Genomic DNA, 26,535 nt, shown 5'->3' with positions numbered 1-26,535 from the left:
TGAAACCTTATTCCCTTTTTTTCCTCTTTGTGTTAGTATCGCGGTCATGGAAAATTCACAGTTAAATCAAGGAGCCCTTGAAACGGACTCCATTAAGAAAACGAATTTCTTGCCGGTAATTTCCGGACTCTTTGTAGGCATTTTGGTTTTGTCGAATATTCTTGCGGCAAAGATGGTACAGCTTGGGCCCTTCGTTTTTGACGGAGGCACTCTTCTTTTTCCTTTTTCTTATATTTTTGGAGATGTTTTGGCTGAAGTCTATGGTTATAAGGCTTCAAGAAAGGTTATCTGGACCGGTTTTTTTATGCTTCTCATTATGAGCCTCAATATCTGGCTTATAAGCGTTCTTCCTGCCGAGGCTGAGTGGATATTTCAAAAAGACTTTGATAACATTCTTTTACAGATGCCCCGCATTTGCGCCGGCAGCCTTTTCGGTTATTTTATTGGAGAGTATTCCAACTCGGTTGTTTTGTCTAAGTTAAAAGTAATAACAAAGGGCAAGTACTTATGGCTTAGAACTATAAGCTCGACATTGGTTGGAGAATTTTTGGACAGTTCCGTTTTTGTTGCCGTTTCTTTTTTAGGCCTTTACAGCATAGATATTCTTATTATAATGGCTTTTTCAAACTATCTTTTTAAAACTTTTATCGAAGTTATATTTACGCCTCTCACTTACAAGATAGTTGCCTTTGTAAAAAAACATGAACAGATAGATGTTTATGACTACAATGTAAGTTATAATCCCCTTCCGGGAAAATAGGTTAAAAAAATACCCATCCTTAATTTTTTAAGGATGGGGCAAACTCATAACTTTCTTACTTGATGATTTTTAATTTTATGCTAAACCTTAAATTTCATTACCTCACCAGCCAAGCCTTCTATGCTTTTTTTATTCTTTTGGGTTATACCTTGAACTTCTTGAACTGCATTATTTATTTGTAATGCTCCTGATGCCATTTCGTTCATGCGGTTGGTAATTGTACGGGTAAGCTCATCAAGTTTGCTCATTTCCTGAGCTATACCTTCTCCTCCTTTTAACATCTCCGATGAACCTTGTTTGACCTCCTGCGTTACAGTGTTGATATTTCGGATTGCAGTTAAGACTTCTTTGCTGCCGTTTTCCTGTTCACTCATTGCTTCCATGATGCTGTTACTCATCTCTTTTACGTTTTCTGCAAGGGTGAAAATTGAGTTAAATTTTCCTTCAACGCTTCTAGCCGATTCAGCCAAGAGCTCTATCTCGCCCGAAAGGTTTTTAAGTGTAGAGGTGATGGTCTTTCCTTGGGCACTTGATTCTTCTGCAAGCTTCCTTATTTCGTCCGCTACTACTGCAAAACCTTTTCCGGCTTCTCCTGCGTGTGCCGCCTCAATTGCCGCATTCATCGCCAAGAGGTTTGTTTGGCTTGCAATATGCTGTATAACATTGGAAGCCTCCATCAAACTTCCCGATTCTTCGGCTATTTTTTGGGTTACCTCACTTGCCGTAGAAACCTTGCCTTTTCCCTCTGCTGTAGCATCGGCCAGTTCCCTTATGATATTATCGCTCTTACCCAATGTTTGTGTAATCGATGCAATATTTGCAACCATTTGTTCAATAGATGAAGAGGATTCGGCAACGCTTGCTGCCTGTGTTTCTATACTGTTGTTAAGCTGTTTTATTGTGCGTATGATTTCCTCAACTGTTGCTGCCGTTTCGGTTACGCTTGCAGCCTGAGTTAAGGCCTGATCTTTTATGTTATCGATATTTGAGTTGATCTCTTCTACGGCGCTTGCCGTTTCGGTCATATTGCTTGCAAGTTCATCTCCGATAAACTGCATGGTATTTGTATTTGTTTCTACTGATTTAATGGAATTGCCTATCTTCTCAATAGTCTGGTTAAAATATTTTGACAAAAGGGTAACTTCATAATTGCTTGTTACAGGCAGCCTTACCGTTAAATCTCCTTCGCCTTGGGAAATATCTTTTAAAGCCAGAACAACTTTTTGCAGGGGCAAGATCATTCTGCGTGTTAGAAAAAATGTCGATACTAGGGCGACACCCAAAAGTGTAAATCCGGTTAAGATCATTACGTGTTGCAGGCTTTCTACGGTGTCCAAAAAATCGTTTACAGGAGCCCTTACTATTACCATCCAGCCGGTTGACTGCATAATGGCATATGAACCGATATTTTTTTCTCCGTTAAATGTATAATAACCTATGGAAGGTTTGTTTGACTGCATTGCCTGTTTTGCAAAATTTGCAAGTGATACCAATGCAGGATTTGTTTTGGCATTTTCTTGAAAATTATCTTGATTCAGAACCAGCGCTCTGTTGCGGTGGGCTATGGCATTTCCTGTTTTACCTAAGATAAAACAGTAGCCGGTTCTTCCTACTGTGATATGGTCTATGTCTTCTGAAAGCTTTGTTCCGGGTGTATCTGCTGCGAGTACACCGATTATGTTATTTTCATAGTCGTATATGGGAACTGAAATGGTATTTACTAGTGTTCCATCGGTTTTTGAACCGTACGGCTCGCTTACGAATTGTTCTCCTGTTAAAGCTCTTTTAAACCATTCTCTATCATTTACATCAAATATCCGTCCGTCAAGTGCGTGACATTTCCCATTTGTATCCGTTATTGAAAACTCTATTATTCTGGGATTAAAAGCCGCTTCTTTTTTTAAATAGGCTATCTTGTCTGAGTAGGGTGCGTCTATATCTCTTAACTCGGATGCTCTGGAAGCACTCGAAACAAAATTCAAAAAAGAGTTGACCATTGAATCGATCAGATCGGCAGTGTCTGTGGCCTTGTCTTTCAAATGTACCTCTACTTTTTCAAGGATTGCTCTTTTTGACATGACGGCTCCTATTATTCCCTGTGTAGATACGGAAATAACAACAATCGAAGCGAAAAGAATAAGAAGTTTTTTACCTATTGAAAAAATCTTATCTTCCGATACACTTTTTTGCATAACTAATTCTTTTTTTACGGCGGGTTTTGCAACAACCAATTCTTTATCCTTCATTTTTTCCTCCTAAAAAATACACTTTTGATTATGTACTATAACTTTTAATTTTGTCCTATAAATAGTTTACATCAGTATTGTAAATAATGCAAGATTTTATATTTAAATTTTTAACGATTTATAGGCTATCTCTAAAAACCTTATTTCGCTTATTTTTTGAGTACGAACACTCCGGTTGACGAAAGTGTTTAAATATGTAATAATAAATTCATATTAGGAGGCTTTAAATGCTAGCACTTATTATTGGTATTGTTTTAATCGCTTTTACGGTTATTGCAGCCCTCCCCATGGGCTTGGCTTGGGGACAGGATATTCTCTTATTTTTAAGAGGCGGTTTACCTATTTTTGCAGCTTTTGTCGGCCTTATTTCCGTATTTATAGGAATTGCCGATATTAAAGACAAGCAAGATGCAAGAAAAGAAGAAGCAGCTATGAAGGCTGCCGAAAATAAAGCCGAATAATTGTCATCGCCTTAAGTTATTGACACTTATTCCATATTTAGTTATAATATCAGAACCCACATTATCTGCATATATTGTTTGTAGAAGGTATACATTAAATGAAAACTATTTTTTTAAAAGAACATGAAGCGCCGCGCTCTTGGTACGTTATTGATGCCGCCGGGAAGCCGCTTGGACGCGTTGCTGCTAAGACTGCAGCTATGCTGAGAGGAAAGCACAAGGTAGGTTTTGCACCTCATCAGGAAATCGGTGATTATGTCGTTATTATTAATGCCGAAAAAGTAGCCGTAACAGGAAATAAGGCTAAGGATAAGATGTACTATACTCACTCCGGTTATGTAGGCGGTTTAAAGTCCATCAACTTTAACGGCTTAATCGCTAAAAAACCGGCTGAGCCCTTGATGATTGCAATTAAAGGTATGCTTCCTAAGGGCCCCCTTGGAAGAAAGCTTTTAACGAATGTTAAGGTCTATGCAGGCCCCGAACATCCTCACCAAGCACAGAACCCCATAGCGGTTGAAGTATAAGGAGCGTAAAGTGAAAAATATTGGAATGGGAACAGGCCGACGAAAAACTTCAGTGGCGCGAGTATACATTCGGGATGGAAAAGGTCAGTTAATGGTCAATGATAAGGATATTAACGAGTACTTTGCCACTCCGGAACAAGTCCAAAAAGCAAAAGAACCATTAATGGTTACTGCGGGTGAATCTAAGTATGATATTATAATCACTGTACGAGGCGGAGGTCTTACAGGCCAAGCCGGTGCGTGCTCTCACGGAATTGCAAGAGCTTTAGCCCAAGTAGATGCATCAAATCATGCATCTTTAAAGGCTAACGGATTGCTTACACGTGATTCACGAATGGTTGAACGAAAAAAATTCGGTCAGCGCGGTGCAAGACGAAGATTCCAGTTCAGCAAACGTTAATCCTTTTTCTATTGCGGATATATGCAGCACTTCTTCAGATTTGGTGAAAATCATCAATTCTGAAGGGGTGTCTTTTGTAACACGGCCTGATTATTTTGATGAAGATGATTTTGACGGCCTTGTTGGTGAGTGCGGTTGTCCTATAAGCGATGAATCGCTTGAGGCACTGCTTAATGCAGTAAGAATTTATGAGGCTGAGTGTACCGCTTCGGCCTATTTATACAGAGCTGAGCATTCCCGTTTTCAGTTGGAATTGAAGCTCAAAAAAAAAGGCTTTTTAGCTTTTGAGATTAATCCGGCACTCGACTATCTTATGGGGATAGGTTTGCTTGATGATGAGCGGTTTGCCAGAGCTTGGCTTAATACCAGAGTTATAAGTAAAAAAGAAGGCCGTAATAGATTGGCCTCCGAGCTTGCTCAAAGAGGAGTAAGCTTTAAAATTGTGGAAGATGTGCTTAATGAGTTTTTTTCGGAGCATTCGGAAGAAGATATTTGCCGAGAGGCTTTGGAAAAACAACTGATAAATAGGGTGGATAAGTCTCGGTTAATGCGTAAAATGTATAGACTGGGCTTTTCCGTTAGCACTGTGAATATATGTTTGGAGGGACTTGAAAACATTACCGACTCTTTTTGAGGTTTGTTTAATTGTTATACTATGGGAAAAAGCGAAAGTAGAAGACGAGTTAAAATGTACTCCGCTCTTGAAGTTGCAAATATCTGCGGAGTTGTAAATCAGACTGCCATTAACTGGATTAGAAACGGTTATTTAAAAGCTTTTAATACACCGGGCGGCCAATATAGGGTATATTATGAAGACCTGCTCCTTTTTATAAAAGAAAGAGGAATGAAAATTCCTCCTGAGCTGCAGGATTCATTGGATGATGCTCATTGGAATTCTATCATAGTTATAGATGATGATGCTGTTTTAAATGAGGCTATATCTTCATTTTTAAACAAAAATCTTCCTAACTTGACTGTATATAAATCCCTTGACGGCTTTGATGCAGGCGCTCAACTTGTAAAGTATAAACCCGGCTTTGTGATTTTGGATATAGACCTTCCAGGAGTCAACGGCAAGGAAATATGCAAAAAAATAAAGACCGATCCTTTTTTTGGGCAGCCTTATATAATTGTTATTACAGGACTGGATGACGAATCTTTAGAAAAGCAGATGAAAGATTTGGGTGCCGACTCTTTCTTTAGGAAGCCCATAGATTTTAATGCTATATTAAGAGAGATCAACGAGGTTGTGAGCTAGAGCTGATGACCCTTGATGAAGCAAAAAGTATCATAATAGAGACGGGAAAGAGGCTTTTAACGTCCGGTCTGACGGTACGTACATGGGGAAATGTAAGCGCCCGTATAGATGCCGATACTTTTGCTATTACCCCTTCCGGCTATGGTTATGAGAATTTAAAGCCTGAACATATAGTTGTTCTTAAAATAAATAGGCCTGAAAGTTCCGGACCTGTCAAACCCTCTTCAGAACGTTTTGTTCATGCAAGCCTTTACAAGGCCGACCAAAATATAAAGTTTATAATCCATACACATCAGAAATTTGCCTCTGCTGTTTCAGGATGTTTTTCTTCCATACCTGTTGAAAATGAGGAGCTTCATTCCGTCTTAGGGGAAGCCGTACCTGTTGCAAGGTATGCTCCAGCGGGCACAAAAAGAATAGCCCGCCATATTGTAAAATGTTTAACAAAACCTGCCGGAGCAATAATAATGGCCCAACATGGTGCTGTCTGTTTCGGTGCTGATGCGGCGGAAGCCTTTGCCCAAGCCGAGGCTCTGGAAGACCTTTGCCGTAATTTGATTTTTGCTGAAGTTCCGGCCCTGGCCCTTGCTTACCGGCGATATGAAAGAAAAGCCTTACAGCCCTTGATTAATTTTTACGCAAGCTGCCGTGAAGGCGACTCATGCACCGTTTACGATAAAAATACCGATATTACCATTTGCAAGATGGATATAAAATCCGGAAATATAACTGAAGGCCTTTTTGATTTTCAAGCCGATTTACATAGACATATATATGATACCTATCCGGATATTAACTTTATAGAGCAAAGCTCTCTGCCGGCAGCTCTTTTTGTTTCAAAAAAAATGAACATAGACAACTGCATACCGGCTTTTTTGGATGATTTTGCTCAGATTGCCGGCGAAAATGTTTTTTTGTTTCCATTTTTTGAGAACCGGGCTGAAGAGATGAGCACGGAAATTGTAGATGCTTTAAAAAACCGCTCTTGCGTTTTGGTAAATGAAAGCGGAGCCCTTTGTTGTGTTTCCGATAAGAATGATATCGGCGCCTTAAAAGAAATCTTGGAAAAAAATCTTTTGGCCCTTGTTCTTTCATGGAAATTTAAAAATTATTTTCCGATAAGCCGTAGGAGTGCTCAAAGAATGAGAAGAGGTTATATCGGAGGATATTCCAAAATGAATTTACAAATTTAGGGGATTAAATTAAGATGAAAAATATAAAAAAAATATTGCTTGTGGTTTTTGTCGGCCTTTTATTCGGCTGTAGACGCGAAACGTCTTTAGAGCTTGAGAGAGAAGAAAAGTTCAGCCTTAATTACGGGCTTTTTGAAAATGAGCTCAATCTTTTTAATTTAAACAGTACTTATTCACGTCCTGATACACAGATTTTGATGAAAGAAGGTATATTTTACATAGTTAATTCGGGCGGACAAAAAATTTTAAAGCTTTCGTCATTCGGGGACTTACTTACCTTTTTTTATAACCCCGAGTCAAACATGGAACCTTCCTTTATGCAAAACGATTCTCAGGATGTTAAGGCAACTACAAGAGGAGCCATAAAATATCCCTTTAATCATCCTGCTCTTTTAACCGTAAACTCTTCCAAGCATCTCTTTGTTGTAGATTCCGTTTTGGATGAAAGAATCGAGTACGATCATGAGGAAAATTTAGCCTTAAGGGATATAATCCTGCATTTCGACGAAAACGGAACTTTTATAGATTATCTGGGACAGGAAGGTTTTGGCGGAACGCCTTTTCCGTCTATTGAAGGTATCCATACGAATTCTTCAAACGATATAATAGTTGTTTGCCGAACACAGACGAGTTTAAAAATTTATTGGTATAACAGCAAGGGTGACTTGCTGTATAAGATACCCATCTTTTTTAATGCAGTACCCGGCCCTTATGAAGGTTCCAATAAAATATTTTCTTCGATAGATAAGATAATTCCCGACTTTAATGATCTTTATTTATACATTAAAATTGATTACTATGTTGAAGAAAAGGATGCCGCGACTAGGGCAAACCTTGGGGTAAGTTACGATAAAAGCTGTTTGTATTTTTTAAATATTAAAACAGGTAAGTATGATAAAAAAATGGATATAGATGCTTATGAGGAAATTGAAACATCGGGAACCGAAACTTTTACTTTTAAAAAGGTTTATGAAATGATGGGCATTACGGAAAGTAATTGGTGTTACTTGTTGACTCCTACCACTAAAGGCTATGCACTTCAAATGATGAATTTAAAATCTCAAAAAAAATATAAAAAAGATTTGATTGTTTCAAACGATGAAACATTTTATAATACTTTCCATGTTTCCTCTAAGGGAATTATTTCGGCCATTCTTGCCCGAGAAGACAAGGCCTTAATTGTATGGTGGCGTGCCGATAAAATTATCGGGGATAAATAATGAGTGATGATTTATTTGAAACAAGGGATTCTTCTCCGCGTGAAGTTTTTACCCGCTATAATAGGGAAGAAAGAATTAAAAATGCCTCAGAAAAGGTAAGACAATTACACGATCCTGATTTTGTAAGAAAAAGAAGTTTTATAAAAAGTGTAACCGAAAACCGGGGCTTAAGGTCGGTGTTTTTTGTTATAGTTGTTCTTGTAAGTATTAACATAGCCTTTTTTATTACCCGTTCCGACAGAAATAGCGGCCGTATTTATGGAATAAAAACTGAGCTAAAGTCCTTTATTTACCAAGATAGGGCCTTGGCAAATTTGCGTTTGAGTGAAAATACTAAATTTTTAGAAAGTTTAAAAGAGAGTGAAGAAAAAGACGGAGCCCTGGTAAGAGTAAACTTTATTTTTTTAGATGATAAGGGAAACAAATTATCGTCTTCGCTGCAGACCGGTATTTATACGGGAGGAGAGCTTAGGTTTTCTTCTCAAAATGAATCGGGCAATGCAAAAAAGGTTCAAGCCGAAATTTATATTAAAGAAAAACTTTTGGTTTTATCGTCAAAAATAAAATGAGAAAATAAAATGAGTGTGAACAAAAAATATAAGTGCCGATTATGTAAGGAATGTAACGGAAAAGCCTGCATAGGAGAGCTTCCCGGAATGGGAGGTGTCTTTGAAAGTGCTAATTTTATTTTAAACTGTGCCGAGTGGAAAAATTATTATACATCTGATTCCTATCCTCTGCCGAGGCTCCGCCTTACTCCTATGACGGGAGCCGTAGAAAATGTCGGCTATGAGGACGAAAGGCAGTTTTATTTTGACCTTATAAGGGCATCGGTTAAGGCCGGCCTGGCTTTAAGCATAGGGGACGGCTATCCCGACTTAAAACTTTTTTCAGGGATCGAAGCCTTAAGGGATGTTAAAAAAAAGGGAGCGGTCTTTTTAAAACCATATCCGCAGATGAAGCTTTTTGAAAGAATTGAGGCCTCACTGGAGTCGGCGGAAATTATCGGGGTAGATACGGATGCTTATAATATTGTAACTATGCGGAATCTTGTTCACCTTGAAAAAAAGAGCGCAAAAGATTTGGCTGCTTTAAAAAAATATGCCAAGCTCCCATTTGCCGTTAAGGGTATTTTTACCTCCTATGATATTGAAGTTGTGAAGGAGCTAAAACCCGACATTGCCATCATTTCAAATCACGGCGGCCGTATCGAAACCGATAGGGGGAGCGTTGCCTCATTTGTTCACTCTCATTTAAAAGAGATAAAAAAATATTCAGGCGAGGTTTGGGCTGACGGCGGCTTACGTAAAAGAGAAGATTTTATAGCTGCTTCTTCTTTAGGCGTTGAAGAAGTTTTAATAGGCCGCCCCTGTATTACCGCCCTCCTTAGAGACAAGGAGAATGGAATAAAAAATTTTATCGATTCTATTTTAGGTAAAGATTTAAATAAAGAAGCTTGCGGCTCCTTAGGGAGCGGCCCTTTAAGGAGCTTTGAAAAACCTTGAAAACCCGTTTGGATAGAATATTGGCCCTTAGCGGCCTAGGCTCCCGAAGTGATGTAAAAAAAATGATACGCAAAAAAAACTGCTGCGTCGACGGGGTGCGTATTGTTTCGCCTTCCTTTATTTTAGACACTGACCTAAATAAAATAACTATAGACGGGGAGCCTCTTGTGTTGAGGACAAATGTTTATCTTATGTTTAATAAGCCTCAAGGCTGTGTAACTTCGACAAGTGATCCCGTACACAAAACCGTAATGGATTATATAAAAGCTCCCTTTGACAGGATGGCGCTGTTCCCTATCGGCCGGCTGGATATAGACACCGAAGGCCTTTTGATTATTACCGATGACGGCGAGATTACCCACAAGATTACCTCGCCTAAGTCGGGAACGGTAAAGACTTATTATCTGGAATTAAGCCGAGAGCCCTCCGATGAAGAGTTTAAAAATTACTGTGAAGAGTTTGAAAAAGGAATTGTGTTAAAAAATGGTTATAAGTGTCTTCCTGCAAAATTCGAAAAATGTGAAAACAAAACCGGTTCTTTTAGAAGCGGATTTTTAATGCACATAACCGAAGGAAAATTCCATCAAGTTAAAAAAATGTGCTTAAGCGCAGGGAACGAACTTTGTTACCTGCGCCGTATTGCAGTCGGTTCAATAGTCTTAGATGAGACCTTGAAGACCGGAGAATACCGCGAGCTTTCCGCCGAAGAGATAGATTCGCTCAGAAATTATTGAGAGCCTCGCTAAAAGCATCGGATTTTATAGAGTCTCTAAAAACATCGGTTTTTAGAGAGTAATCCTTTTAGCTGAAAATTATCCTCATAAAGCGTTTTTTACCGGCACGCAAAATCATCTCGTTGTCCTTGTCGAGTTTTTCTTTTCCGATTATAGCCTTGATGTCCGAAATTTTTTCTTCGTTTATAAAGGCTCCTCCCTGCTCGACAAGACGGCGGGCATCGCTTTTGGTGGAGGCAAGTCCTGCTTCGGCAAAGAGGTCAATAATACCGATGCCCTCATTTAATTTTGAAAGACTCAAATTTGCCGTGGGCATGGCATCCTTATTTCCTCCGCCCGAAAAAGCCGCCCTTGCTCCTTCCAAGGCTTTTTCCGCTTCTTCTTTTCCGTGAATAAGGGCTGTAACTTCAAAGGCTAATCTTTCTTTAGCCTTGTTTATGTCTCCTGCACAAGCAGCTTTTATTTCTTCTATAGAGAGGAATGTAAAAAGCAGCATAAACTTTTCGACATCGGCATCGGCTGTGTTTCTCCAATATTGGAAAAAATCGTAGGGAGAAACAAGGGTCGGATCCAAGAACAGAGCACCCTTTTCGCTCTTTCCCATTTTTTGACCGTCGGCTCTTGTAACCAGAGGGAAGGTGAGGGCAAAAACTTCACCTCCTCCCTTTCTGCGGATAAGGTCGCTCCCTGCAACCATGTTTCCCCACTGGTCATCACCGCCTATTTGTAGTTCGACATTGTAGTTTTGATTGAGCATTAAAAAGTCGTAGCTTTGCAAAAGCTGATAATTGAATTCCAAAAAGGAAAGCCCCGTTTCCATTCTTTTTTTGTAGGCTTCAAAGCTGAGCATTTTGTTGACCGAAAAGTGAGAACCTATATCGCGTAAAAAATCGATGTAATTTAAATCGGCAAGCCAATCCTTGTTGTTGACAAAGCGGACATTCTTAATATCTTCCGCTAAAAATTTTTCAATCTGGTTTTGAATTGAGACTGCATTTTTATCGAGTTCATCATAAGAAAGCATCTTACGCATTTCTGTTTTGCCCGACGGGTCTCCTATTCGCGAAGTACCTCCGCCGACTAAAACGACACCCTTGTGCCCCTCACGGCATAAATGCTTTAGGGCAAAAATCGGAACCATGTGCCCTATGTGCAAGCTGGGCCCTGTCGGGTCGGTTCCTGTGTAAAAGGCGATTTGCCCCTTGTCCATTCTATCGGAAAGGGCTTTCAAATCGGTACATTGCTGAATAAAGCCCCTCTCCTGTAATATTTTTAATGCTTTGTTCATGTTTTGACTATACAATAATTTTTAGCTTAGGTCAACAGATTTATTAGGATTAAAATTTTGCTATTTATTGCAAACAATTTCTATAATAATTATGAAAGGGGGAAAATTTCTCTTTATAAATAATTTGTCATGGAGTTTGCTATGGAAAAACTATTTAAAATAACCCTCCGCAATGACTATGCTTTTAAACGAGTCTTCGGAGTAGAGGAAAACAAAGATGTTCTACAGGACTTGCTGGAATGTATCCTAGACATTCCGCCTGAAACAATCGCGGGCTTGGAACTTTTGGATAAGGAGTTTCAGAAAGAGCTTTTAAGTGAAAAGCTAGGTATTTTGGATATCAAGTTAAGACTAAACGACGGAACCTTTGTCGATATTGAAATTCAAAACAACTGGCATTTTGATTTTCCTGAAAGAACCTTATATTATTGGTCTAAGATGTACAATGAAAACATAAAACAAGGTCAAGACTATACAAAACTGCCAAAGTGTATTACAATAAATTTGATAGGAAAAGGCTTTAATAAAAATAAGCGTTTGCACAACAAATATCTTGTTTTAGAACAAGACACAAAAGAGCCTTTAGTTTCAAAACTTGAGATTCATATATTGAACCTTGAAAAGGCAAGGCTCTTAAAGGAAGGTCAATATAAAAATAATAAAACTAAACGCTTATTAAACTGGCTGAAATTTATCGAAACTGATGACAGGGAGGTGCATAATATGCTGGCACAAGAATCGCCGATGATGGCAAAAGCAAATACCGCTATTTCTGTAATGGAAATGAGTCCTAGAGATAAATGGCTTTATGATTCCCGTATGAAATATGAACACGATAGAGCATCATGTATAAGTGAAGGTTATCGCCAAGGTATTGATAAAGGTGCTCACCAAAAAGCTCTCGAAACGGCAAATCTTATGAAAAAAGCAAATTGTGAAGTTGACTTTATCATACAAATGACCGGTCTTAGCAAAGAAGAGATAGAGAAACTATAATAAATTTTGGGAATGGACTACAACCAATGCAGCTTCAAGGCAAAGCTGTTCTGTCGGATTGTCTTTCCACAGTTTAATGATGTATTAGAAAAATATTAGAACCAAAACTTAACCTTTATTCGCTGGGTTTAATTACCTTTCTCGGACGGAAGTTTAAGCCAAAAAGAATAATTATTGGTGTGATAAAATGAAAAAAAATATTTTATATTTTGTATTTATATGTCTTATTGTTTTTGAAGTATATTGCGAAAAATTGCCATATATAAAATATGCAAATAATTACAATGTTTCAGAGCATGATATTGAAAATATTCTTGGTACATATATGGAAAAAGACCGAAAAGGATTTCTATTTTGGGTCGAGACCGAATTTTCTTGGGGTCCGGGTATTACAGATACATTTAGAACTCTTATTCAAATTGATGTTTATGATAATGAATCTTTATATGTACAGGAAATGTGGGATAGATATAAAGTATTGAAAATTATAAAAGTATCTGACAATAACTATAAATTGCATACAAGGTATATGGGTAAACTTGCTAATAATGCAATAGTTGATGTATGTTTTGAGCTTGATTTTGAAGATAGTGAAACGGTAAAACTGAATTATGATGAATCTGTCGCTATATGGAATAGAACTCTTCCTTTGCATATGATAAAACTTTCAGGCCCCCTTATAAAACATAAACCCCTTGCCGGTAATTATGTAGTTGCAGTAATTCCATACGCAAAAGACGGGCGAGCTTATGATTCATTTGAAGCTTTAAATGAGGGAGAAAAAGAGTATGTCCGAAAGCTGAAACAAAAGAAAAAAATTAGACCTTAAAATTATTAAATTCAATATAATTGACACTCTCCGCCTTTTTTGCTATAATAAACCTTCGTTTGCCCCGATGGTGGAATTGGTAGACACGCTAGTTTCAGGTACTAGTGCTTAACGGCATGGGGGTTCAAGTCCCCCTCAGGGCAAAACTTCAAAACCTACAATGACCGTCATAAGGATTTTTTATGGATGCCGGAGCTTTAACAGACAAAATAATTATTATTCGTTTACTTTTAAGCTTTTTAGCAGGTTGTTGTATAGGTATGGAGCGTTCCGGTAAAAGGCAGGTAGCGGGCTTACGCACTCATATCTTAATTTGTGTGGGAGCATGCGGGATGATGCTGATATCCATATGGCTTCCTCAAATGAGCGGTAAGGGCGATACGGCCAGGATCGCCGCTCAGGTTGTTTCGGGCATGGGTTTTTTAGGTGCCGGAGCTATTTTGAAGATAGGGGCCAATGTAAAGGGGCTCACAACAGCGGCTTCAATATGGGTAATTGCCGGAATAGGCTTGGCTATAGGAAGCGGACTATATACGGCCGGAATAGTGATGACCGTTATTTCTTTAGTGACTCTTTCACTTGTAAACAGGCTTGAGCTTAAAATTTTCCCTGTAAGACAAAATAAATTTTTAGAAATATATTTTCACGGAAATAAACCTCCAATGACGGAGATAATAAATGTTTTATCGGATTACTCTGCATCCATTGTATCTACAAATGTCCGCTCGTCAAAATCGTCCAAGGAACATTCTAAGGTCGTTCTTTTTATAAATGTTCCTAAGAGGCTGGATATTTCCAAGATGACCGAAGACTTTCAAAAAATAGAAGAAGTAGATACAATAGTACTGCGAGAAAAAATAACTTAAAAAATTCTTAGGGTAAAACAAGAGGTATTGTTAATTGAAAGACACAAACAACAGCATAAGTATAAATGCTGAATTATCCAAAATGATATTATCCGCCTCAGGATGGAGGAAGGTTTTTGCCGACTCTGGCAAAGAGGAAGATATAAATCCTGATATAAAATATGAAGATTCCATATTATTGTGCCATGCGGCCATGGCCTTCGCTGAATTTTTAAAGACAAATTTTCCTAAAATAAAGACGATAGTAATCGGTAGGGACAGCCGGCCTACAGGCGTTGCTATCGAAGAAGTGTTTATAAAAACTCTTATTTCAACTTCTTATGATTTAAAGGTTGTAGGTTGTACGGCTGCTCCCGAAATCATGGCTTATGCAAGATCGATAGGTGCGGCCTTTGCTTATATTTCCGCCAGTCATAACCCGATAGGACATAACGGTCTTAAATTCGGCTTGGACTCAGGGGGCGTTCTTGACGGAGATCAAGCTAAAACCTTAATCAACATGTTTAAAGAGAGGCTTAAAGCCGATGATGCCGAAGATACTGCTTTAAAATTCCTGCATGATTATAATTTAAAAAAAATGCAAGATATAAGAAAGCAGACAGTCTATGTAAAAAAAGAAGCCTTGGATGCTTATTATAATTATTCTAAGGCTGTAATTACAAATTCGGCTGACCCTAAAACACAAAATAAATTTTTTGATAAAATAAAACAGGCAGTTAATGCTGCAAAAAAAGAAGGTCATCCTATTTCTATAGTTGCCGATTTTAACGGAAGTGCAAGAGCTGCATCCATTGACAGACAGTTTTTTACGGACAATGAAATAGCATTAATCGGTATAGACGAAGTACCCGGAAATATCGTACACGGGATATTGCCTGAAGGAGCTAATCTGGATTTTTGTGCAAAAAAAATGGAACATCTTCACTTGGATCCGGATGCAAGCCCGTTGGATAAAAACTGCTTTTTAGGTTATATGCCTGATTGTGACGGCGACAGAGGAAATATTATCTATTGGAATGAGGAGCTTAATAAGGCTGTTCCTCTTGAAGCTCAAGAAGTATTTGCTCTTTCGGTGATTGCAGAGACGGCTTATTCTTTCTATTGTAAGCGAGGTAATAAAAAGCCCGCTATTGTTGTAAACGGTCCTACATCCTTGCGGATTGAAGAAGCTGCAGCCTGTTTTGGTGCCGAGATTTTTAGAGCTGAAGTAGGCGAGGCTAATGTGGTTAATCTAGCCGCCGAATTGCAGGGAAAAAATTATGATGTTAGAATTTTAGGAGAGGGTTCAAACGGAGGAAACATTACTCACCCTGCAAAGGTAAGGGATCCGATAAATACTATTTTTGCAATTTTAAAGCTCCTTTTAATAAAAACGGAGTTTATAAAAAAAGGGCTTTTCCATATTTGGTGCGAAAAGTCAAAACAAATGGATAAATATAAACCCGATTTTACCTTGACCGATATTTTAAAAACCTTGCCGCAATATACAACAACTCCCACCGGAGAAAAAAGAGCTATTTTAAAAATCCGTACTGAGGATCATTCCGTTCTAAAGGGCAGGTACCAAAAGATATTTGAAGAAGAATGGGCTAAAAAGAAAGATGAACTTAAAAGCAGATTCGGTATTGTAAGATTCCGCAGTTTTTCAAATAACGGAACAAAGCAGACTGAAGACCTTAAAGACTTTTCCGTTTCGGGTAAGGGCGGCCTTAAGATTCAATTTTATAATTCAAAAGATGAGCCTTTAGGTTTTATCTGGATGAGGGGTTCTGGAACGGAACCCATATTCAGAATAATGGCCGATATAAAAGGTTTGTCGCTTGAAGATGAAAAATACTTGGTTGAATGGCAGGGTGAGATGGTAAGGCGTGCCGATTTAGGCGCATAGTTTAAAAAGAATTATTATTGTTTTTATTGGAGAAAATTATGGGAATTAGAGGTGAACTTTTTACAACTCAGGTTTCGGCGGAAAACCGGACTTATTTTTTTAATGTTAAAGAAAATACAAAGGGCGACGTTTTTTTACAGGTTGTCGAAAGCAAGGTTTCCGAGGGGCTTGGCTTTGACCGCCATGCCGTTGTCGTATTTGAAGATGAAATGAGGCCTTTTTTGCAGGGGCTGGATAAATGTATAGAATTTATCGAAAAAAACAGAAAGGAAAAAGCAAAGGCTAAGGCGAAGAAGGTTAGCGATGCAAAAAAAGCTGCCGAAAAAAGCGATAAGCCTGCAAAGCCTCGTGCTTCCAAAGGCCAAAGTGCTGAAAAGAAAGACGGGGAAAAATCAAGGGTAAAAAAAATAATAAAAAAGAAGCCCCGCTGAGGCTGTTAAGCTGACAGAAAGTTGGTCTGTAATTTTATATTTGAGTTACTTGTATCTTGTTATATCGCCTGTTTTATGATAAAATAAACATTATATGAAAAATTGGCTGCTTGTACCTTTAGTGTTTATCTTAAATTTTGTCTTGGCTGTTTTAGCATTTTCTATACCGGTTGGAATTTGGCAGTCGCTGATGTATGGAGATGTATCGGGCATATTTTTCTCTTCCTTTTTACATTGCCTTTATCTGATACTTCCCATAGCCTGTATTATTTCGATATTCGCAGTCTATGTTTTTATGATGAGGCATTCCGAAAAGCGGGGCCTTTCTTTTTTAGCCTTGATTATAACATTTGCTTTATTTTTTGCTTTAATTATTCCGCTTGTATACTCTCAGGGAGAAAAAATCAATCAGGCTTTTAACTCAAAAGAAAAGGTATCAATTGATGATAAGCACCTGGAAACTTTTATAGAACGGCCTGTCTTTGTACAGGCAGCAGGCAGCATAGTCCGCCCCTTTGTTCATGATATATATGAACAGTATAAAGCTTCTTACACATCCTATCTTATTTTTTCGGGCTCGATTTTTTTGCTTATATTTTCACTTTGGGTATTTACAACAATAACGGAATGGAAGATAGTCAATTTTACTTTTTTACCGCTTTTATTAATCTTAATACTTTATGCTTATAGTTATATACGGACTGATGACTTTATCCTGAGCATAGAGGATGTGCTTACTTTTGCAATTCCGAAGTTTTGGATAAGGCCTATTTTGTTTTGTCTTGCAGCATTATTAATCTATATTTATACAATGATGTTGCTGCTTGTAAGGCGTGCAAAAAAAATGCCTAAAAAACAAAAGATTAAAAAACAAAAAATAAAGGCCCCTAAAGTAAAGAAGTCTAAGGCTCCTAAAATTAAAATGCCGAAACCCGTTAAGCCTAAAAAAGGCGAAAAAATAAAAGAAGAATTTGAGACATTTATTCCCGATAATTTAGGAGACTTTAGCGAGGCGGATATTGATGCATAAAATTTCAAAATTTTTCCCTTACCTTTTTGTTCATTTTTTACTTGGTCTGATTGCTTCCTTTGCTTATGTTTTTTTTATGCCTATAAAAGAAACCGTTCTGCCGGTATCTTTATTCTCATGGAAGATTCGTGAATCGATATTATTGTTTATTTTTTATTTTCCCTTTATCTATACGTCTGCATTAATCTTTGCTTATCCTATTATTTTCGGGAAATTCGGACCGGCAAAAATGCAGAGGCGGTCATCCGCTATGATTCGCTTTATTCAGCATTTTTTTATTTTTTCTCTTGCTGTTTTATCTTTCTATGTGGTTTTGGCCGAGGCCGTTAAGCCTATTTTAATGGAATACCAATCGCGATCCGTTTATCAAGCTCTTACACATAAAGAATATACTAAACTTGCAAAAGAAGCCTATGACAGGAATGATTATAGCCAAGCCGGAGATCATATCGATAGGGCTTTAAGCATATGGCCTCAGTCGGAAGATGCCATGAAACTAAACGAGATGATTAAGATTGCCGGAGAAAAACTTTCTCTTGATAAGACCGATTCCGTTTTAAGGAAAAATATTTCAGAGGAAGATAATATAAGCATGACTGCCGAGGCGGCCTTAAAAAGAGCGGAAATGGCTGCTCTTGCATTTGATTTTTATACGGCTCACTATTATGCAAAACTCGCTATGCAAACTTTTCAGGATGGCAATCCTTTAAAAATTGATGCCGAAAATCTTGCGGTGCGGGCTTGGGCCGAGGTAGAAAAAGGTTTGGCTTCATATAAAGATGCTCCCTCCATTGCCTTATATAAAAGTAAAAAGGCTGCCTATGAAACTTTACAGAGAGGAGATTATATAAAGGCTTATTATTCCTTTTTGCAAATTGATTCATCTATGCGGGCTTCAAATCCCGATAAAAAAGATCCTGAGGTTGAACGGTTTTTAAATCTATCTAGGGTTGAGCTTGAAAAAAATGTCTTTTTTACCGACGAGCTTAAAAATATTCCCAACTTTATAATGAGGGGGGACATAAGTTTTACTGTCGGAGAGCATAGCCATGAGTGTGCCGTAATAAAAATACACGGAATCTCTCATGGAAGCTCCACTTTACGTAATGAAATATATCTTATGAATGTTTTATATACACGTTTAGGAATATCCAATGCCGAAAAATGGTCTATAATTATTCCTTATGCAAAACTTATAGAAGTTGTAGACGATGAAGGAAAAAACAGGTTAATGCTTCAGATTTGTTCGGTTGATAGATATTCTGAAGAAAATACCGTTTATCCCAAGGTTTTGTCCGGAGAAATCCCAAGGGAAAATGCTCATAATATTTTGCTCCCCATGACCATGACCGATTTTATTTTAATTGAAAAGTCTATAAGCGGACCCTCGGCTATGAAGATATCGGATTTGTACTATTTTAGTTTGATAGCTGAAAAGTACGGTTTAAAAAAAGAAGCCTATTTGAGCGAGGTGCTATACCGCTTGACTGAACCCCTTTTATTATTGATAGTTTCTTTACTTGTGCTTATATTGGCTTGGCGGTTTAGAGTTTCGCCGGGTAGGCGGTTAAATAAACGCTTATTTTTATTTTCACCCCTTTGTCCGTTTTTATCTTACATCTTGATGGAAACTCTTAGATATATCTTCAAACTTCAAATTGCCTTTTTTGTTTGTTTGACACCGCGGTATGTATCTCTTATAGTTTTTGGTTTGCCTATCATAGCCCTTATTTTTCTGATTATTACGCTTGTATATCAGCGTTCGGAGTAAAAGGCCTTACAATTCTTTCAAAACTATGATAGAATACCGAATATAATTTTAGGGAGGCTTTAAAATGTCTTTATTGTTTTCTAGTTTTAAAATTAAAAATATAGAGCTTAACACAAAATTGGTAATGCCTCCTATGGCTTCCGAAAAGGCTGATGCCGGCGGAATTGTGAGCCAAGCCCTTTGCGATTATTATGATGAAAAAACGAAAGGTTCTTATATCGGGCTTGTAATAATAGAACACTCTTATGTAAGTCCCCAAGGAAAGGCCAGTGCCGGTCAGCTTTCTATTTCAGATGATTCTACAATAGAAGGTTTTAAAAAACTGGCTTCCGTTTTGCATAAAAACGGAGCGAAGGTAATAGCCCAGATTTCCCATGCAGGAGCTGCTGCAAGACATAAAATAACAGGATATGATGTGTTAAGTTCAAGTTCCGTTATGATTCCGCGTAAAGCTCCTGATTATGAACTGCCTCGTGCGATGACGCAGGATGATATAAATAAGGTTATAAACGATTTTGTTCAGGCCGCAAGGCGTGCGAAGGAAGCCGGCCTTGACGGCGTGGAAATACATTCTGCCCACGGCTATTTATTGAACCAGTTTTTTTCACCTATTATGAATAAACGCACAGACAAATATAACGGATCTTCCATTGAAGGCAGAACAAAACTTCATATAGAAATTATAGAGGCCATTCGTAAAATAACCGGCCCCGATTTTTTAATTGCAGTCCGTTTGGGGGCCTGTGATTATATTTCCGGAGGAAGTTCTCTTGAAGATTCAGTAGAGGCTTGCCTTCTTTTTAAAAAAGCCGGAGTTGACTTACTTGATATTTCGGGAGGTTTTTGCGGATATACTAATCCCGAACTTGAAGAAGAAGGATGGTTTAGCCGTATAACTCAAGCCGTAAAAGAAAAAGTAGGAGCGCCTGTAATTCTCACCGGAGGAATTGTAAGCCCCGAAGCTGCCGAAAAAATTCTACAGGAAGAAAAAGCCGATCTAATCGGTGTAGGACGGGCTCTTCTAAATGATTCCGACTGGCCTAAAAAGGCAAAACAAAAATTGGAAAGCTAAATAAATAAATTATTAATCATTGACAGATGCACATACCCATAGTATAATTTTATCGGAGTATGCGTGATAAAATCTTTGCGGTAATTATATTTTTAATTACTATCCTTTTATTTATATTTATGCCTCAAATTCGGGACAGCTTAGGGCAAAGGCCTATGTTTAGTCAAGAGTTTGCTGTAGGAGTGGTTCAAGATGTCCTAGAAGAAGATCTTACTGAGGATCCCATAGTTACCGGACGTTATCGAGGAATACAAAAAATTTCAGTGAAAATTTTGGATGGCAGTAAAAAAAATAATGTTTATGAGACATATAATACTTTAAGTGCTCTGCATAATACAAGGGCCTATAAGGATTTAAAGGCTGTCTTTACAATCAGGGTTCAAGACGGAAAAGAAAGTATTTGGTTGTACAATCAAAAACGGGATACCCATATTTATATCTTAGTCTTGCTCTTTGCTCTTTCTTTAATTTTTCTCGGCAAAAGGCAGGGGCTTAAGTCTTTACTGGGTTTGGTTTTTACATGTACCGTTATTGTGAGCCTTTTAGTTCCTGCTTTATTTGCGGGCTTTGCACCTATTCCTATTTCCATTTTACTTGTTTCGGTAGTTACTTTCGTAAGTTTTATTTTGGTAAGCGGTTTTTCCCGTAAGACCTATGCGGCAATACTCGGTACCATTTGCGGAATAAGTATAGCAGGGCTTATTTCGATAATAGTTTCCTATACGGCAAATCTTTCAGGTGTGAATATGGAAGGAGGAGAACAGCTTTTGAATATTGCCCCTGATTATAATCTAAAATTAAACGGGCTTCTTTTTATTTCTATTTTAATTGCTTCTCTTGGGGCTGTAATGGATGTAAGTATGTCCGTCTCCTCTTCAATGCACGAAATATTAACAATAGATCCTACAATCGAAAAAAAGAAATTATTTAAATCAGGCCTAAATGTAGGAAAGGATATAACCGGAACTATGAGTAATACTCTTATTCTGGCCTTTGCAGGAACATCTCTACCCCTGATAATGATGATCTGGGGATATGGCATGAGTTTAAGGCAATTTATAAATATACCAAAAATTGTAATACATATTGTACAAGGGCTTGCCGGCAGCATGGGCATAATAACATCTGTTCCGTGTACGGCATTTTTTGCGGCAATGCTTCCGCGTAAATAAGCAGGGAGGTATGATAAACAGTTCGGTAGAAATTTATCCCAACTGTTTATCGTGGTTGTATGTAGTTTTGCAAAGGCAAGACTTCTCGAAAAAAGTTTTTATGGGAGGAGAACCTATGAAAAAACGATTGACGTTTATTTTGATTTCCGTCTTTGTTATTTTTTCTTTTACATCGTGTTTGGAGACCCGTGTAAAAGAAAGCGGTATAAGGTCAAAGAGGGAAATGCTTGCAACAGGCAAGCAGTCGGATGAGGTTAAGTTAACTCATGCAGTAATTAGAAAGGGTGAAGCGGGAAAGGACAATGTAACCTTGACCTTCGGTGTAACCGGAGATGTTCACGGCAGACTTTATCCTTTTGAATATGCCGTTTGCGAAGAGGTACCGGGTGCGGGTTTTTCAAAAACATTTACCTTGGCTCAAGAGCTAAGAAAGGAAAATCCAAACACTGTTCTCATTGATGTAGGCGATACCGTTCAGGATAACAATGCCGAGCTTTTTAACGATTTGGAAACCCACCCAATGATTCAGGCTCTGAACTACATGAACTATGATATTTGGGTTTTAGGTAATCACGAATTCAATTTTGAAAAAGAATTTCTTACACGTAATATCCGCAATTTTAATGGGGCAGTTTTGAGCGCAAATATCAGGAATGAAAAGGATAAGAGCTTTTTTGTTTTGCCTTACCAGTTATTGGAAGTTGAAGGGGTTAGGGTCGCTGTTGTAGGTCTTATTCCGCCCCATATTCCGATGTGGGAATCTTCTTCTCCCTCTCACTTCAAAGGGCTAACCTTTGAAGAGCCCTTGGATGCTGCCCGCCGTACCGTTGATTCTTTAAAAGGTCAATATGATGTTTTGGTAGGCGCCTTTCACTTAGGCCGAAATGCCGAATACGGTTCTACAGGCGGAGTTATCGAAATTGCCAAACAAATCCCCGAATTCGATATAATTTTCGGAGGCCATGAACATGCAAGGTATGCAAGTATAGTTGACGGCGCGGACGGAGATAAGACATGGATAATAGAGCCCGGTGCCTATGGTTGGGCCTTGGCTGTCGGAGAGATAAAAGTTAAAAAAGAAAAGGACAAGTGGAAGGTCGTTTCGGTAAAGGCTGAGAACCGAGAAACAAAAAATGTTCTGCCTAATAAACCGATGGAAGAAGAATTCAAATTTGTTCATCAAACTTCTTTAAGCGATGCAAATACCGTAATAGGGAATATAACCGAGGATTTTATAAAGCGTGTCGATTATATTACGGGCGAGGATAAGGTTACTACAATGCCTACAATACAGTTGGAGGATACTGCCCTAATAGACCTTATAAATACCGTTCAGCTGTATTATACCAAGGCCGATGTATCGTCTGCTGCGGCCTTCCGTTCGGATATGAATTTAAAGGCCGGTCTTTTTAAGAAAAAAGATGTAGCCTTTATTTATAAGTATGCAAATACCTTGATGGGAGTAAATATAACCGGTGAGAACCTTTTAAAATATATGGAATGGTCAGCTTCCTATTATAATACTACCAAAAAAGGTGATGTAACAATTTCTTTTGATCCTAAGATCCGAAGCTATAATTACGATATGTTTGAGGGTTTGACCTATGATATTGATATCTCTCAAGCACCTGAAAACAGGATTAAAAATGCAAGGATAAAAGGAAAGCCCATCGATCCGAAAAAGACGTACAAGTTGGCTGTAAATAACTACCGTTTCGGAACTTTGACAAAACTTGGTCTTATAAGCGAAAAAGATGTTTATTACGACTCCTATATGAAAATGCAGGATGCAGGACGTATAAGAGACTTGATAGTAAAATATGTTAAGGAAGTTTCAAAGGGTGTTATTAAACCTGTAACAAACAATAACTGGAAGATTATAGGCTTTGATCCCGATGTCAAGGGCAAGGAAGAAATCTTAAACAAGATTAGATCGGGCGAGATAAAGATTCCTAAATCGGAGGATGGAAGAACCCCGAATGTAAAATCAATAAATATCTATGAATTAAAATAAATAAAATAATTTAAAGTTCCGGCTGTCTTTTGGGCGGCCGGAGCTTTTTTTTTCTGTAGCAAAACAATAAAGGCTTCTTGCTTTTTGCCTAAAAATTCTATATAATAAATAATCCTTTAGCGGTTCTTCATATTGGCCGCATTTGGTCAAAAAATTAAAACTTTTTTTTAAAAAAAGGAGAAAGAATCTTTTTTATTTATACAATATTAGTAGAACAAGAAAACTTTTTATAGGAGAATATTGTGGCAAAAGCAAAAAATGAAACACCGGCAGTTGGAAACCCGGATGATAAGTTAAAGGCTCTGGAGGCTGCCCGCCTTCAAATCGAAAAACAATTCGGGCAAGGCTCTTTGATGAAGTTGGGGAATAATTCCGCTATCGGAAACATAGAAATTATTCCTTCGGGAAGCATTCTTTTGGATGAAGCTCTGGGAATCGGCGGTTATCCCCGCGGCAGAATTATCGAAATATTCGGCCCCGAATCTTCGGGTAAGACTACGATAGCTCTTCATGCCGTCGCCGAGGCACAAAAACAGGGAGGCATAGCCGCCTTTATCGATGCCGAACATGCCTTGGATCCCCAATATGCAAAAGCCTTGGGAGTAAACATTGATGAGCTTTGGGTTTCACAACCCGATACCGGAGAACAGGCCCTTGAAATAGCAGAAAGCCTTGTACGCTCCGGAGCAGTGGACATAATAGTAATTGACTCGGTCGCAGCCCTAACGCCTCAGGCAGAAATTGCCGGAGAAATGGGAGACTCTCATATGGGTTTACAGGCCCGCTTGATGAGCCAAGCCTTGAGAAAACTCACTGCTATTATAGGCAAGTCCAACTGTATGATAATCTTTATCAACCAAATCCGAATGAAGATAGGCGTTATGTTCGGAAGCCCCGAAACAACAACGGGAGGAAATGCCCTTAAATTTTACGCCTCCGTCAGATTGGATGTGCGGAAAATTGAAACTCTCGGTAAGGACGAGGATGAAGCATGGGGAAATAAAATACGCGTAAAGGTTGTAAAAAACAAGGTTGCTCCTCCTTTTAGAAAGGTAGAAATGGAAATCCTTTTCGGGAAAGGAGTTTGTCCATATGGAAGCCTCTTGGATTCTGCCGTAAAACAAGAGATAATAGGCAAGAGTGGCTCATGGTATTCTTATGGGGACGATAAAATCGGGCAAGGCAGGCCCAATGCCGTAAAATTCTTGGAAGAAAACATAGACATAGCTCAGAAGATTGAAAAAGAATTGAGAGAAAAACTTTTCCCGGGCAGGCCCTTTGTTTCAAGTTTTGTAGAAAAAACAAAGGAACAAAAAGAAGCCCAAGAAAAGGCCGTAGAAGCTCTTAAAAAAGAAGAAGTCTCAAAGGACGCAGCTTCCAAAGCTAAAAAAGAAGAAGCGGATGATGCTGCCGAAGAAAAATCTGCTGCTTCAAAGACAAAAAAAACTGAAACTGTAGGCCTTCCGGCTGACGACAGTCTTTTTTAAGTTTTAAAAATTTGAGTTTTTTAAAAAAATGCCGAACAATAAAAGAGGAGCGGCATAATGAGTACACAAGCTTTAAGTCAGATTGATACGCAGGAAGTAAGTTATTCCAATACGGAATTTAGGGTGCATAATTTTGAAGGCCCCTTAGACCTTCTTCTTTTTTTGATAAATAAAAACGAGGTAAATATCTACGATATTCCGATTGCAGAAATAACCGAGCAATATCTGGAATACCTTGATTATGCAATTGAACCCGATTTGGATAACCTTGTCGATTTTTATTCGATGGCCGCTAATTTAATTTATATAAAAAGCAGAATGCTTTTGCCGGTTGAGGTTTCGGTTGATGATGAAGACATCGAAGACCCGCGTTCCGAGCTGGTCGATAAGCTCATCGAATATCAAAAGTATAAAAAACTTTCCGAATTGATGGAAGAAAAAGAAAGCGAAGCGGAATGGTTTTTTGAAAGAAAAAAGATTCAGCATGCCCTGCCTTTTGGAGAAGAAGAACTTTGGGAGCGGGTCGATACTTGGGATCTTTTAAAAACCTTTTCTCAGCTAATGTCCAATTATAAGGCCGAACACATCTTAGACCTTTATGAAGAAGTTTCGGTAAACGAGAAGATTACCCTTATGAACGAATTTTTGGAAAAGAAGGGTGAGTGTATGTTTACCGACTTGATTGTGCGCAAAGGTAATTTAATGGATGTGGTCTGTGCCTTTATGGCAATTTTAGAAGCCGTTAAATTTAAGATGGCAAGCATCTGGCAAAACAGAATGTTCGGCGATATAAAAATACGCCCGTGGGAGCAGGATAATGGTTCAGAATTATAATTTGGAAAAAGAAATCTCCTTGGTTGAAGCTATCCTCTATTTGGAAGGCGACCCTTTAACCGATGAAGCTCTTTGTAAAATTTCAGGGCTTTCGCCGGAAATCGTGGGTGATGCCATCAAGGCTTTGCAGGAATCCTATGCTTCTCCCCAAAGCGGAATCGAACTTGCCAAAATGATGGGCGGCTGGGTGATAATGCCGAAAAAAGATTTGTGGGAACATTTAAAAGACCGCTACGGCAAAAAAAATGAAGGCCGCCTTTCCCGTGCCGCAATGGAAACCCTTTCTATAATCGCTTATTCCCAGCCGGTAACAAGGGCCGAGATTGAAGCTATCCGCGGCGTTTCCGCCGACAATATGATTCGCCTCCTTATTGAAAAGGACCTTATAAAAGAAGTCGGCAAAAAAGATGTCCCCGGTAAGCCTGCAATGTTCGGTACCACAAAGGAATTTTTAAAAATCTTCAGGCTTAACAGTATTGCCGACCTGCCTAAACTCGATGAAACCGAAAGAGAACGGTTCGAGCTTGCTCGATAAGAGAACCTTCGATTAAGA

The 26,535-nt window shown here is 38.4% G+C and carries 26 protein-coding genes and 1 tRNA gene; 25 read left to right on the top strand and 2 right to left on the bottom strand.

Annotation, left to right across the window (positions count from 1 at the left end; all coding sequences use genetic code 11):
* The first annotated feature begins 46 nt into the window (after positions 1-46).
* Positions 47-760: a queuosine precursor transporter gene (locus tag HYB91_RS08750; protein ID WP_002670143.1), complete on the top strand. Its 714-nt coding sequence runs from the start codon at positions 47-49 to the stop codon at positions 758-760.
* Between the two features lie 80 nt (positions 761-840).
* Here the strand turns inward: HYB91_RS08750 and HYB91_RS08745 are convergent, their stop codons facing one another.
* Complete coding sequence (locus tag HYB91_RS08745; RefSeq protein WP_002677233.1) at positions 841-3,006, bottom strand: methyl-accepting chemotaxis protein; 2,166 nt, start codon at positions 3,004-3,006, stop codon at positions 841-843.
* A gap of 227 nt (positions 3,007-3,233) precedes the next feature.
* Here HYB91_RS08745 and HYB91_RS08740 point away from each other — a divergent pair, with 227 nt between their 5' ends.
* From HYB91_RS08740 to HYB91_RS08695, 10 genes are all read left to right on the top strand, one after another.
* A complete protein-coding gene (locus HYB91_RS08740) occupies positions 3,234-3,467 on the top strand; it encodes a hypothetical protein (protein ID WP_002670146.1) in 234 nt (77 codons plus the stop codon).
* A 98-nt stretch (positions 3,468-3,565) separates the two neighbouring features.
* Positions 3,566-3,994, top strand: a complete 429-nt coding sequence (rplM, locus tag HYB91_RS08735; RefSeq protein WP_002672109.1) for a 50S ribosomal protein L13 — start codon at positions 3,566-3,568, stop codon at positions 3,992-3,994.
* Positions 3,995-4,004: 10 nt separating this feature from the next.
* Entirely contained in the window at positions 4,005-4,394 is a 390-nt protein-coding gene (gene rpsI / locus HYB91_RS08730) for a 30S ribosomal protein S9 (RefSeq protein ID WP_002670148.1), read from the top strand.
* Positions 4,360-5,028 (top strand): recombination regulator RecX, encoded by a 669-nt coding sequence (gene recX / locus HYB91_RS08725; RefSeq protein ID WP_002677235.1) that lies wholly within the window; start codon positions 4,360-4,362, stop codon positions 5,026-5,028. Before rpsI ends, recX begins: the two co-directional genes overlap by 35 nt.
* Positions 5,029-5,082: 54 nt before the next feature.
* Positions 5,083-5,652 (top strand): response regulator, encoded by a 570-nt coding sequence (locus tag HYB91_RS08720; protein WP_002677237.1) that lies wholly within the window; start codon positions 5,083-5,085, stop codon positions 5,650-5,652.
* A 5-nt stretch (positions 5,653-5,657) separates the two neighbouring features.
* Positions 5,658-6,845: a class II aldolase/adducin family protein gene (locus HYB91_RS08715; protein ID WP_002677238.1), complete on the top strand. Its 1,188-nt coding sequence runs from the start codon at positions 5,658-5,660 to the stop codon at positions 6,843-6,845.
* A gap of 14 nt (positions 6,846-6,859) precedes the next feature.
* Positions 6,860-8,065, top strand: a complete 1,206-nt coding sequence (locus HYB91_RS08710; protein WP_002677239.1) for an LIC_12708 family protein — start codon at positions 6,860-6,862, stop codon at positions 8,063-8,065.
* A complete protein-coding gene (locus HYB91_RS08705; RefSeq protein WP_155116580.1) occupies positions 8,062-8,634 on the top strand; it encodes a hypothetical protein in 573 nt (190 codons plus the stop codon). Before HYB91_RS08710 ends, HYB91_RS08705 begins: the two co-directional genes overlap by 4 nt.
* A 9-nt stretch (positions 8,635-8,643) precedes the next feature.
* Positions 8,644-9,570, top strand: coding sequence for an alpha-hydroxy-acid oxidizing protein (locus tag HYB91_RS08700; protein ID WP_002677243.1), 927 nt, complete (start codon positions 8,644-8,646; stop codon positions 9,568-9,570).
* Complete coding sequence (locus HYB91_RS08695) at positions 9,567-10,304, top strand: 16S rRNA pseudouridine(516) synthase (protein ID WP_002677245.1); 738 nt, start codon at positions 9,567-9,569, stop codon at positions 10,302-10,304. The genes HYB91_RS08700 and HYB91_RS08695 overlap by 4 nt, the downstream gene beginning before the upstream one ends.
* 67 nt (positions 10,305-10,371) lie before the next feature.
* Here the strand turns inward: HYB91_RS08695 and tyrS are convergent, their stop codons facing one another.
* Positions 10,372-11,592 carry a tyrosine--tRNA ligase gene (tyrS, locus tag HYB91_RS08690; protein ID WP_002677248.1) on the bottom strand — a complete coding sequence of 407 codons (1,221 nt, stop codon included), beginning with the start codon at positions 11,590-11,592 and terminating at the stop codon, positions 10,372-10,374.
* 141 nt (positions 11,593-11,733) lie between these two features.
* Here tyrS and HYB91_RS08685 point away from each other — a divergent pair, with 141 nt between their 5' ends.
* The 14 genes from HYB91_RS08685 to scpB all read left to right on the top strand — a co-directional run bounded on the left by HYB91_RS08685 (position 11,734) and on the right by scpB (position 26,517).
* Positions 11,734-12,588 (top strand): Rpn family recombination-promoting nuclease/putative transposase, encoded by an 855-nt coding sequence (locus tag HYB91_RS08685; RefSeq protein ID WP_002677250.1) that lies wholly within the window; start codon positions 11,734-11,736, stop codon positions 12,586-12,588.
* Positions 12,589-12,775: 187 nt separating this feature from the next.
* Positions 12,776-13,417 carry a hypothetical protein gene (locus tag HYB91_RS08680; protein WP_002677252.1) on the top strand — a complete coding sequence of 214 codons (642 nt, stop codon included), beginning with the start codon at positions 12,776-12,778 and terminating at the stop codon, positions 13,415-13,417.
* 61 nt (positions 13,418-13,478) lie between these two features.
* Positions 13,479-13,560: transfer RNA gene (locus HYB91_RS08675), tRNA-Leu, on the top strand.
* 39 nt (positions 13,561-13,599) lie between these two features.
* Entirely contained in the window at positions 13,600-14,283 is a 684-nt protein-coding gene (locus HYB91_RS08670; RefSeq protein WP_002677254.1) for an MgtC/SapB family protein, read from the top strand.
* Positions 14,284-14,317: 34 nt separating this feature from the next.
* Positions 14,318-16,171, top strand: coding sequence for a hypothetical protein (locus HYB91_RS08665; protein ID WP_002677256.1), 1,854 nt, complete (start codon positions 14,318-14,320; stop codon positions 16,169-16,171).
* Positions 16,172-16,209: 38 nt separating this feature from the next.
* Positions 16,210-16,602, top strand: coding sequence for a PUR family DNA/RNA-binding protein (locus tag HYB91_RS08660; RefSeq protein WP_002677258.1), 393 nt, complete (start codon positions 16,210-16,212; stop codon positions 16,600-16,602).
* Positions 16,603-16,696: 94 nt separating this feature from the next.
* Positions 16,697-17,632 carry a hypothetical protein gene (locus HYB91_RS08655; protein WP_002677260.1) on the top strand — a complete coding sequence of 312 codons (936 nt, stop codon included), beginning with the start codon at positions 16,697-16,699 and terminating at the stop codon, positions 17,630-17,632.
* Positions 17,625-19,403: a hypothetical protein gene (locus HYB91_RS08650; RefSeq protein ID WP_002677261.1), complete on the top strand. Its 1,779-nt coding sequence runs from the start codon at positions 17,625-17,627 to the stop codon at positions 19,401-19,403. Before HYB91_RS08655 ends, HYB91_RS08650 begins: the two co-directional genes overlap by 8 nt.
* Positions 19,404-19,467: 64 nt before the next feature.
* Complete coding sequence (locus HYB91_RS08645) at positions 19,468-20,475, top strand: NADH:flavin oxidoreductase (protein ID WP_002677262.1); 1,008 nt, start codon at positions 19,468-19,470, stop codon at positions 20,473-20,475.
* A gap of 59 nt (positions 20,476-20,534) precedes the next feature.
* On the top strand, positions 20,535-21,647 hold the full coding sequence (locus HYB91_RS08640) for a YibE/F family protein (RefSeq protein WP_002672074.1): 1,113 nt from the start codon (positions 20,535-20,537) through the stop codon (positions 21,645-21,647).
* 115 nt (positions 21,648-21,762) lie between these two features.
* Positions 21,763-23,661, top strand: a complete 1,899-nt coding sequence (locus HYB91_RS08635; protein WP_044910017.1) for a bifunctional metallophosphatase/5'-nucleotidase — start codon at positions 21,763-21,765, stop codon at positions 23,659-23,661.
* A 242-nt stretch (positions 23,662-23,903) separates the two neighbouring features.
* Positions 23,904-25,148: a recombinase RecA gene (recA, locus tag HYB91_RS08630; protein ID WP_002677266.1), complete on the top strand. Its 1,245-nt coding sequence runs from the start codon at positions 23,904-23,906 to the stop codon at positions 25,146-25,148.
* Positions 25,149-25,205: 57 nt separating this feature from the next.
* Positions 25,206-25,982, top strand: a complete 777-nt coding sequence (locus HYB91_RS08625) for a segregation and condensation protein A (protein WP_002677267.1) — start codon at positions 25,206-25,208, stop codon at positions 25,980-25,982.
* Positions 25,966-26,517, top strand: coding sequence for an SMC-Scp complex subunit ScpB (scpB, locus tag HYB91_RS08620; RefSeq protein ID WP_002670201.1), 552 nt, complete (start codon positions 25,966-25,968; stop codon positions 26,515-26,517). Before HYB91_RS08625 ends, scpB begins: the two co-directional genes overlap by 17 nt.
* Positions 26,518-26,535 lie beyond the last annotated feature (18 nt).

It is taken from the genome of Treponema sp. B152 (genome assembly GCF_024181665.1).
GTDB lineage: Bacteria > Spirochaetota > Spirochaetia > Treponematales > Treponemataceae > Treponema_B > Treponema_B denticola.
This window is presented reverse-complemented; position numbering and strand designations above follow the sequence as displayed.